The 10,112-nt window shown below is 72.3% G+C and carries 9 protein-coding genes; 8 read left to right on the top strand and 1 reads right to left on the bottom strand.

The genetic code is table 11. The features are described from left to right. Positions 1–152 precede the first annotated feature (152 nt). Positions 153–530, bottom strand: coding sequence for a DUF1844 domain-containing protein (locus tag ACFYZ4_RS31045; protein WP_351303530.1), 378 nt, complete (start codon positions 528–530; stop codon positions 153–155). A gap of 325 nt (positions 531–855) precedes the next feature. Between ACFYZ4_RS31045 and infC the strand changes: the two genes are divergently transcribed. The 8 genes from infC (at position 856) to ACFYZ4_RS31005 (ending at position 9,846) form a co-directional block, all read left to right on the top strand. Then, positions 856–1,575: a translation initiation factor IF-3 gene (gene infC, locus ACFYZ4_RS31040; RefSeq protein ID WP_351303527.1), complete on the top strand. Its 720-nt coding sequence runs from the start codon at positions 856–858 to the stop codon at positions 1,573–1,575. Positions 1,576–1,679: 104 nt separating this feature from the next. Next, positions 1,680–1,874 carry a 50S ribosomal protein L35 gene (gene rpmI / locus ACFYZ4_RS31035; RefSeq protein ID WP_030012385.1) on the top strand — a complete coding sequence of 65 codons (195 nt, stop codon included), beginning with the start codon at positions 1,680–1,682 and terminating at the stop codon, positions 1,872–1,874. Positions 1,875–1,976: 102 nt separating this feature from the next. Beyond that, a complete protein-coding gene (gene rplT, locus ACFYZ4_RS31030; protein ID WP_007263143.1) occupies positions 1,977–2,363 on the top strand; it encodes a 50S ribosomal protein L20 in 387 nt (128 codons plus the stop codon). A gap of 169 nt (positions 2,364–2,532) precedes the next feature. After that, complete coding sequence (locus ACFYZ4_RS31025) at positions 2,533–3,393, top strand: RNA methyltransferase (protein ID WP_351303524.1); 861 nt, start codon at positions 2,533–2,535, stop codon at positions 3,391–3,393. 55 nt (positions 3,394–3,448) lie between these two features. Continuing rightward, entirely contained in the window at positions 3,449–4,843 is a 1,395-nt protein-coding gene (locus tag ACFYZ4_RS31020; RefSeq protein ID WP_390785378.1) for an ATP-binding protein, read from the top strand. Positions 4,844–4,994: 151 nt separating this feature from the next. Next, a complete protein-coding gene (pheS, locus tag ACFYZ4_RS31015) occupies positions 4,995–6,122 on the top strand; it encodes a phenylalanine--tRNA ligase subunit alpha (protein ID WP_030706150.1) in 1,128 nt (375 codons plus the stop codon). Continuing rightward, positions 6,122–8,650 carry a phenylalanine--tRNA ligase subunit beta gene (pheT, locus tag ACFYZ4_RS31010; RefSeq protein WP_390785377.1) on the top strand — a complete coding sequence of 843 codons (2,529 nt, stop codon included), beginning with the start codon at positions 6,122–6,124 and terminating at the stop codon, positions 8,648–8,650. The genes pheS and pheT overlap by 1 nt, the downstream gene beginning before the upstream one ends. A gap of 140 nt (positions 8,651–8,790) precedes the next feature. Then, a complete protein-coding gene (locus ACFYZ4_RS31005) occupies positions 8,791–9,846 on the top strand; it encodes a PP2C family protein-serine/threonine phosphatase (protein ID WP_390785376.1) in 1,056 nt (351 codons plus the stop codon). The last annotated feature ends 266 nt before the right edge of the window (positions 9,847–10,112 follow it).

The raw sequence follows: 10,112 nt of genomic DNA, 5'->3' as shown, positions 1-10,112 counted from the left end.
CGGCGGCGGGGGGGGGGGGGGGGTGGTTGGTGATCGTCTCGCCGCCTCCATTCTAGCCCCCGCGGCGGGGGGGGGGCCCGGGCGGGCCCCCCCCCCCCCCCCCCGCCTCTCCTCTTCTGTGTCTCGCGTTCTTACGTGTCGTACGCGCGGGATCAGGCGAAGACGGGACCCGTGAACTTCTCGCCCGGGCCCTGGCCCGGCTCGTCCGGGACGATCGAGGCCTCGCGGAAGGCCAGCTGGAGCGACTTCAGGCCGTCGCGCAGCGGGGCGGCGTGGAAGGAGCTGATCTCGGTGGCGCTCGCGGTGACCAGGCCGGCCAGGGCCGTGATCAGCTTGCGGGCCTCGTCGAGGTCCTTGTGCTCGGAGTCCGGCTTGTCCAGGCCCAGGTTGACCGCCGCGGCGCTCAGCAGGTGCACGGCCACCGTGGTGATCACCTCGACGGCGGGCACGTCCGCGATGTCGCGGGTCATGGCGTCGTAGTCGGGGGCGCCGTCGGCAGCGGGGTCGGTGGAGGGTGTCGCGTCAGTCATGAGCCCCACGATATGCCGTGCGGCGGGCTTGCAACGCGGGTGCTAGTATGTACATCGACCGGCCGGACACTTCTGTGCCCGGCCCACAAGTGGAGGCTCCGTTTCTCCCACCTGACCGTCCTCCGGGGCGGCGGGTCACCGGTCAGGCGGTATCCATCGTTCCGTACGGACGATGGAAAGCTGCCCGAGTCTACGCCCCGCGGTTCGCACGCGACGGTGTTCCGGTTGTATTGGAGCCCCTGCCTGTGCCCGGCGGGGCTTTTTTGGTTTCCCGCTGTGGTCGGTCTGACGGAAATACACGTCAGCGGCTGTCTGCCAGGCAGTCGTGTGGTGCTACCGAGGAGGATCCATCAGCACCGAGCCCCGCATCAACGACCGGATTCGCGTTCCCGAGGTACGGCTTGTCGGTCCCAGCGGCGAGCAGGTCGGCATCGTGCCGCTTGCCAAGGCGCTTGAGCTCGCGCAGGAGTACGACCTCGACCTGGTCGAGGTCGCGGCGTCCGCACGCCCGCCGGTCTGCAAGCTCATGGACTACGGCAAGTTCAAGTACGAGTCGGCCATGAAGGCCCGTGAGGCGCGCAAGAACCAGGCGCACACGGTCATCAAGGAAATGAAGCTCCGGCCGAAGATCGACCCGCACGACTATGACACCAAGAAGGGTCACGTCGTTCGGTTCCTCAAGCAGGGCGACAAGGTCAAGATCACGATCATGTTCCGTGGTCGCGAGCAGTCCCGGCCGGAACTCGGCTACCGACTGCTGCAGCGTCTCGCTTCGGACGTCGAGGACCTCGGGTTCATCGAGTCGAACCCGAAGCAGGACGGCCGAAACATGATCATGGTCCTCGGTCCGCACAAGAAGAAGACCGAGGCGATGGCCGAAGCCCGCGAGGCGCAGGCCGCCCGCAAGGCCGAGCGCCAGGGTGTTGCCCACGCCGACGACACGGATCCTTCCGAGGACGCCGCCGTCGAGGTCGAGGAGACCACCGAGGTCGCCTCCGCCGACGTCACCGAGGCCCCCGCCGACGAGACGAACGCCGAGGCCTGATCCCGAGGCAGCCCGTCTCGGATCACCGACACAACATGACGCTCCCGCGAGCCGGTCCCGCAACGGACCGGTGGGAGCGCCACCGACGAGGAGATAACGGCGCCATGCCGAAGAACAAGACGCACAGCGGTACCAAGAAGCGCTTCAAGGTCACCGGCTCCGGCAAGGTGCTCCGCGAGCGCGCCGGCAAGCGCCACCTGCTCGAGCACAAGTCGTCCCGTGTCACCCGCCGCCTCACCGGCAACGCGGAGATGGCCCCCGGCGACGCCGCGAAGATCAAGAAGCTTCTCGGCATCTGATGTCCTCCGCTCCCCTCGCGGGAGCGGTGACGTCAAGACCGGGACCCCATCGAATTCGGGCCGTGTGAAGACACCCACGGCCCCGCTACAAGGAGTTAAAAAGTGGCACGCGTCAAGCGGGCAGTAAACGCCCACAAGAAGCGCCGGGCAATCCTCGAGGCGGCCTCCGGCTACCGCGGTCAGCGTTCGCGCCTGTACCGCAAGGCCAAGGAGCAGGTCACCCACTCGCTGGTCTACAACTTCAACGACCGCAAGAAGCGCAAGGGCGACTTCCGTCAGCTGTGGATCCAGCGCATCAACGCTGCTGCCCGCCAGAACGGCATGACGTACAACCGCCTCATCCAGGGTCTGAAGGCCGCCAACATCGAGGTGGACCGCAAGATCCTCGCCGAGCTGGCCGTCAACGACGCCAACGCGTTCGCCGCGCTGGTCGAGGTCGCGCAGAAGGCGCTTCCGGCCGACGTCAACGCCCCCAAGGCTGCTGCCTAAGGGCTAGCCGGCCCGCTTGACGCGGCCGGCCCCCACGGACCCGCAGGCATTCGCCTGCGGGTCCGTGTGCGTTCACCCCGCGCCCCGCTTCCCCGCGCCCCCGCCTTCCCGCGCCCCGCTTTCCTGCGCCCCGCGCGCTTCGGAACCCCGAGAGAGAACCGCTGAGACCATGGGTACCCCCGCCGAGCTGATCTCCCCCCGATCCCCGCGGGTGGCCGCCGCCAGGCGACTGGCGCGGCGCAACTTCCGCACCAAGGAGCGCCGGTTCATCGCCGAGGGCCCGCAGGCGGTCCGCGAGGCCGTCGAGCACCGCGGCCCCACCGGCGCGTCGACCCTGATCGAGCTGTTCGCCACCGTCGAGGCGGCCGAGCGCTACGCCGAGATCATCGACGCCGCCCTGGACGCGGGTGCCCGCGTGCACTACGCCTCCGACGAGGTGCTCGCCGAGGTCTCGCAGACCGTCACCCCGCAGGGCCTCGTCGGCGTCTGCCACTTCCTGGACTCCCCGTTCGAGGAGATCCTGAAGTCCGGGCCCAAGCTCGTCGCCGTTCTCGCGCACGTCCGCGACCCCGGCAACGCCGGTACGGTGCTGCGCTGCGCGGACGCCGCCGGCGCCGACGCGGTGGTGCTGACCGACGCCTCCGTGGACCTCTACAACCCCAAGTCCGTACGGGCCTCCGTGGGCTCCCTCTTCCACCTCCCGGTCGCCGTCGGCGTCCCGGTGGAGCAGGCCGTCGAAGGCCTGCGGGCGGCCGGCGTACGGATCCTCGCGGCCGACGGCGCGGGCGAGGACGACCTCGACGCCGAGCTGGACGCGGGCACCATGGGCGGGCCCTCGGCCTGGGTATTCGGCAACGAGGCCTGGGGCCTGCCCGAGGAGACCAGGGCCCTGGCGGACGCCGTGGTGCGGGTCCCGATCCACGGGAAGGCGGAGAGCCTGAACCTTGCGACGGCCGCCGCCGTGTGTCTCTACGCGTCCGCGCGTGCACAGCGGGCGCCCGGAGGGTGCCGCTCCGTGACCCCCAGCTAGTAATGTGGCGTCCCGGGGGCCCACTGCGCTACTCGGAGATGTGGGGTACGGGGACATGACCGTCGGTACGAACAGCTCACCGGGGGCCGGCACGACAGCCGGTGCACCGGTGCCGGCCGGACTCGGCACCGCCCAGGTCCCGCCGCGGGCCGACGCTCTGGCCGGCGTCCCGCCGCAGGCCCCGGCCGGGGCCCGTCCGGGCGGACCCCCGGACTCCGTCACCGGCGCCCGGGCCGATGCCGAATCCCCGGCGCGCGCCGCCCGCACGCGGGGCTCCGTACCGCCGCAGGCCGGCTCCCCGGCGACCGCGGTCCGCGGAACAGGCGGGGCGGTCGGGACAGGCGGAACAGGCGTGACAGGCGGGGCGGTCGGGACGCTTCCGGACGGCGACGCCCCCGCCGAGGGGCTCGGCTTCGGGATCGACCCCGACAGCCTCCCCGACGGGCTCGTCGTCGCCGACCACACCGGCCGCGTCATCTGCTTCAACCGGGCCGCCGCCCGGATGACCGCCACCGACCCCGCCCAGGCCCTCGGCGCCCGCATCGACCGCGCGCTCCCGCTGGAGGACCTCGAAGGCCGCCGCTGGTGGGCGCTGACCGACCCCTACGGCGGCCTCGCCACCCGCCGCGGACAGCCCGAGCGGAACCTGCTGCTCCCCGGCGGCCGCGAGGTCCTGGTCTCCGCCAGCTACATCCGCACCCACCCCACCGGCCCGCTGCGCCGCCTCGTGATCACCCTGCGGGGCACCGAGGCGCGCCGCCGCACCGAGCGCAGCCACGCCGAGCTGATCGCCACCGTCGCCCACGAGCTGCGCTCCCCGCTCACCTCCGTCAAGGGCTTCACCGCCACCCTGCTCGCCAAGTGGGAACGGTTCACCGACGACCAGAAGCGGCTGATGCTGGAGACCGTCGACGCCGACGCCAACCGCGTCACCCGCCTCATCGCCGAACTCCTCGACATCTCCCGCATCGACTCCGGCCGCCTGGAGGTGCGCCGCCAGCCCGTCGACATCGCCACCGCCGTCGGCCGCCACGTACAGGCGCTCACGGCGAACGGCCAGGCCCCCGAGCGGTTCCTCGTGAGCGTCAGCCGTCCGCTCCCCGATCTGTGGGCCGATCCGGACAAGATCGACCAGATCCTCGGCAACCTCCTCGAAAATGCGGTGCGCCACGGAGAGGGAACGGTCACCATCGGGGTATCGCCGCATGAGAAGGGAACCGCCGTCACCGTGTCCGACGAAGGCCCCGGGATCCCCGAGGAGTCGATGGGCCGCGTCTTCACCCGCTTCTGGCGGGGGAGCAAGCGCGGCGGCACCGGCCTGGGCCTGTACATCGTCAAGGGCATCGTGGAGGCCCACGGCGGCACCATCACGGTCGGCCGCGGCCCCGGCGGCGGCGCCGAATTCCGATTTATCCTGCCCGTGAGCGCCCCGGCGTACCTCACGCAGTAGCCCTGCTGAGCATCTCGCCAGACGGCCCACGGGCTCCTTACACCCCCAGCGGCCTTTAGACTCGTCCTTTGGCACCTTTGTGTCTCTGTGTCGATCGGTCTGATCGCGCCGTCGGGGACCCACCAGCCAGCCATCGGAAGTACGGGAAGAGATGTCGGCACCGAACAAGTCGTACGACCCTGTCGAGGTCGAGGCACTGAAACCGGAAGAGATCGAGCGCATGCGGGACGAGGCGCTCGCCGCCTTCGCGTCCGCCGGCGACCTCGACGCGCTGCGTGAGGCGAAGACCGCGCACATGGGCGACCGCTCGCCCCTGGCGCTCGCCAACCGCGAGATCGGCGCGCTGCCCCCGCAGGCCAAGGCCGAGGCGGGCAAGCGCGTGGGCCAGGCCCGCGGCGCCGTGAACAAGGCTTTCGGGGCCCGCACGGTCGAGCTCGAAGCCGAGCGCGACGAGCGGGTGCTGGTCGAGGAGGCCGTGGACGTCACGCTGCCCTACGACCGCGTTCCCGCCGGCGCCCGGCACCCCCTGACCACGCTGATGGACCGCATCGCGGACATCTTCGTGGCCATGGGGTACGAGGTCGCCGAAGGGCCCGAGGTCGAGGCGGAGTGGTTCAACTTCGACGCCCTCAACTTCACGCCCGACCACCCGGCGCGCCAGATGCAGGACACCTTCTTCGTCCGGGGCCCCGAGGGCACCGAGGGCGACGAGTCCGGTGTCGTCCTGCGCACCCACACCTCCCCGGTGCAGGCGCGCTCGCTGCTGGAGCGCAAGCCCCCCGTCTACATCGTCTGCCCGGGCCGGGTGTACCGCACCGACGAGCTCGACGCGACGCACACCCCGGTCTTCCACCAGGTCGAGCTGCTGGCCGTGGACGAGGGCCTGACCATGGCGGACCTCAAGGGCACCATGGACCACATGGTCCAGGAGCTGTTCGGCGAGGGCACCACCACCCGCCTGCGTCCGCACTTCTTCCCCTTCACCGAGCCGTCCGCCGAGATGGACATGCAGTGCTACGTGTGCCGCGGCGAGTCGGTGGGCAACCCCGACCGCCCGTGCCGTACCTGCTCCAGCGAGGGCTGGATCGAGCTCGGCGGCTGCGGCATGGTCAACCCCAAGGTGCTCGTCGCCTGCGGTGTGGACCCCGAGAAGTACAGCGGGTTCGCCTTCGGGTTCGGCATCGAGCGGATGCTGATGTTCCGTCACAACGTTGAAGACATGCGAGACATGGTCGAGGGTGACGTTCGCTTCACCCGGCCGTTCGGGAGTGAGATCTGATGCGCGTCCCGCTTTCCTGGCTGCGGGAGTACGTCGACCTGCCCGCGGGCGAGACCGGCCGTGACGTGGCCGCCAAGCTGGTCGACGCCGGCCTCGAGGTCGAGACCGTCGAGCAGCTCGGCGGCGGGCTCAAGGGCCCGCTCGTCGTCGGCCGGGTGCTGACCATCGAGGAGCTCGAGGGCTTCCGCAAGCCGATCCGTTTCTGCACGGTCGACGTCGGCCAGGCCAACGGCACCGGCGAACCGCAGGAGATCGTCTGCGGCGCCCGGAACTTCTCCGTCGGCGACAAGGTCGTCGTGGTCCTGCCCGGCGCGGTGCTGCCCGGCGACTTCGCGATCGCCGCGCGCAAGACGTACGGCCGCACCTCGCACGGCATGATCTGCTCCGGCGACGAGCTGGGCATGGGCGACGACGGCACGCACGGCATCATCGTGCTGCCGCACGAGCACGAGGTCGGCACCGACGCGATCAAGCTCCTGGAGCTCGTCGACGAGGTCCTCGACATCGACATCACCCCGGACCGCGGCTACTGCATGTCCCTGCGCGGTGTGGCCCGTGAGGCCGCCACCGCCTACGGCCTGCCGCTGCGCGACCCGGCGCTGCTCGACGTGCCCCAGCCGAACTCGTACGGCTACCCCGTCAAGGTCGACGACCCGGCCGGCTGCGACCGCTTCACCGCCCGCACGGTGACCGGTCTCGACCCCGACGCGCGCTCCCCGATCTGGCTGACCCGCCGCCTGCAGAAGGCGGGCATGCGCCCGATCTCGCTCGCCGTCGACATCACCAACTACGTGATGCTCGAACTCGGCCAGCCGCTCCACGCCTACGACCGCTCCAGCATCGAGGGCACCATCGGTGTCCGCCGTGCCGAGCAGGGCGAGAAGTTCACCACCCTCGACGGCGTCACGCGCACGCTCGACGCCGAGGACCTGGTGATCACCGACAACAGCGGCCCGATCGGGCTCGCCGGTGTCATGGGCGGCGCCAACACCGAGATCGCCGACTCCGTCACCGACCCCGAAACCGGGCAGGTCACGGGGACCACCGAGGTGGTCATCGAGGCCGCGCACTTCGACTCCGTGTCGATCTCGCGCACCGCCCGCCGCATGAAGCTCTCCTCCGAGGCCTCCAAGCGCTTCGAGCGGGGCGTCGACCCGCAGGCCGCCGCCGCGGCCGCGCAGCGGACCGTCGACCTGCTCGTGCTCCTCGCGGGCGGCACCGCCGAGGCGGGCGTCACCGAGGTCATCGCGCCGGGCGCGCCGCGCACCATCGCCATGCCCGCGGACCACCCGGACCGCGTCGCCGGCATGGAGTACGGCCGAGAGACCGTCGTGCGCCGCCTCCAGGAGATCGGCTGCGACGTCTACGGCCAGGACGAGCTCGTCGTCACCGTCCCGTCGTGGCGGCCCGACCTCGCCGCGCCCAACGACCTCGCCGAAGAGGTCATCCGGCTGGAGGGCTACGGGAACCTCCCGTCGACCCTCCCGCAGGTGCCCTCCGGCCGCGGTCTGACCGCCCGGCAGCAGCTGCACCGCCGGGTCGGCCGCGCGCTGGCCGGCGCGGGCTACGTCGAGGCGCTGAGCTACCCCTTCATCGGTGAGGGCGTCTTCGACCAGCTCCAGCTCCCGGCGCACGACGCCTCGCGCCAGGTGGTCAAGCTCGTCAACCCGATCTCCGACGAGGAGCCGGCGCTGCGCACCACGCTGCTGCCGGGTCTGCTCGGCGCGCTGCGCCGCAACGACAGCCGGGGCAGCCACGACCTCGCGCTCTTCGAGACCGGTTCGGTCTTCCGGGCCGCCGCGCAGCCGGGTGTCGCCGTACGGCTGCCCGTCGACCGGCGTCCCACGGACGAGGAGGTCGCCACCCTGAACGCGGCCCTGCCCGCGCAGCCGCGGTACGCCGCGGTCGTGCTGGCCGGTGCGCGCGAGCAGGCCGGCTGGTGGGGCAAGGGCCGTCCGGCCGACTGGGCGGACGCGGTCCAGGCCGCCCGCTCGCTGGCCGTCGAGGCCGGCACGCAGCTCGTCGTCCGCCAGGGCCAGTACGGCCCCTGGCACCCGGGCCGCTGCGCCGAGCTCGTCGTCACCATCGACGGCGTAGAGCAGGTCATCGGCCACGCCGGCGAACTGCACCCGCGCGTGGTCAAGGCGATGGGCCTGCCGGCCCGCACCAGCGCCATGGAGCTCGACCTGGACCGCCTCGCGGCGGCCGGTGGCGAGGCCCTGCAGGCGCCCCGGATCTCCACCTTCCCGGTGGCGACCCAGGACGTCGCGCTGATCGTGGACGCGTCGGTTCCGGCGTCCTCCGTGGAGGCCGCCCTGCGCAAGGGCGCGGGCGAACTCCTGGAGTCGCTGCGACTGTTCGACGTGTTCACCGGTGAGCAGGTCGGCGAGGGCAAGAAGTCCCTGGCGTACGCGCTGCGCTTCCGCGCGACCGACCGGACGCTGACCGCCGAGGAGTCCACGGCCGCGCGCGACGCGGCGGTGGCGCTGGCGGGCGAGCGGACCGGGGCGGTGCTCCGGGGCGCGTAGCCGCACCCGCGTAAGGCCAGTTGAGGGCGCATCCGGACCACCGGATGCGCCCTCACTCGTTCGGGTGAGAAGCCCGGAGGCCCGTGTCCGGGGCGTCGGTCGGGTCGACACAATCGATCCGGCCGGAGGGGAGCCTACGGATGATCACGCGCGGGGAGATGCCCCAGCTGCGCCGGGTGTGCGTCGTGGCCTGGGGCGGCGCCGCGGTGTCCTGGGAGCTGACCACTCCGGGGCGGCTGGCGCCGAGCCTGGCCACGTGCGTGGCCTTCCTGCTGCTGGCAACCGGCTGCGCCCTGCACATCCGGCGCGGGCTGCTGGGCGAACTGCGCCGCTCGCAGGAGATCGCGGGCGCCGCGCAGCGGGCGCTGCTGCGGCCGCTGCCGGGGCGGATCGACGGCCTGACGTCGGCCGCGGCGCAGCTCTCGGCGAGCCGGGGCGCGGCGGTGGGCGGAGACCTGTACGAGGCGGTGCCGACGGCCTACGGCGTGCGGGTGGTCATCGGCGACGTACGGGGGCACGGGCTGCCGGCGCTGGGTGCGGCGGCGGCCGTGCTCGGGGCCTTCCGCGAGGCGGCGTACGACGAGGTGACGCTGGACGGTGTCCTGCGGCGGATGGAGCGGGCGCTGGACCGGCACCTGCGGGACCGGGCGCGCGCGGAGCATCCGGCGGCCTGCGCCGGCGAGCCGGAGTCGCCCTCGGCGGAGGAGTTCGTGACCGTCCTGCTCCTCCAGATCGCCCCGGACGGCACCCTGCTGGCCCTGAACTGCGGCCACCCCTGGCCGTACCTGCTGAATCTTTCAGCCCGTCCGGCGTTTGAGGACCGGGTCCGGGCAGAGCCCGGTTTCGGGAAGGGGCGGGGTGGGGGCGGCTCCGCGCAGCGGCTCATCGACGTGCAGGCTCTGGACGGCGAGACGCTGCCCCCGCTCGGGGTGGTGCCCGTACCCGCGGAAGCGCAGCCGCACCCCGTGGGGGAACTGCGGCCCGGGGAGACCCTGTTCCTGCACACCGACGGCGCCGAGGAGGCCCGGAACGCCGCCGGCGCGTTCTTCCCCCTGCGGAGCGTCCTCGCAGAGGCCCCGGCCCCGCGGACGCCCGCGCGGCTGGTCGCGGGCGTGCACGCGGCCCTGCTCCGGCACACCGGCGGGCGACTCGCCGACGACGTCGCCCTGCTGGTGCTCCGCAACGACCGGTCCTGACCGGCCGGCTGCCGGGGGGCCGGCTCCGCCGGGGCCCGGCGACCAACCGGGCGCCGGCGGAGCCGGAACGCGCCGCCCGCCTGCCGTGGAGTGTCGGGCAGACAGCAGGACGGGCGGCGCGGTGCGGGTCGTCGCACTGTACGAGGGGGAGCCGACGACCCGAGCCGCCTCTTTGGCGAGGCCCCTAAGTGAAGCGCCCGCGGCGGCCCGAGCGGCAGAGTGCGCATCGCATTTATGCGCGTACTCGGTTCACACCCCGTGTGAAC

Origin of the sequence: Streptomyces sp. NPDC001513, assembly GCF_042894695.1 — a bacterium.
Classification (GTDB): Bacteria; Actinomycetota; Actinomycetes; order Streptomycetales; family Streptomycetaceae; genus Streptomyces.
This window is presented reverse-complemented; position numbering and strand designations above follow the sequence as displayed.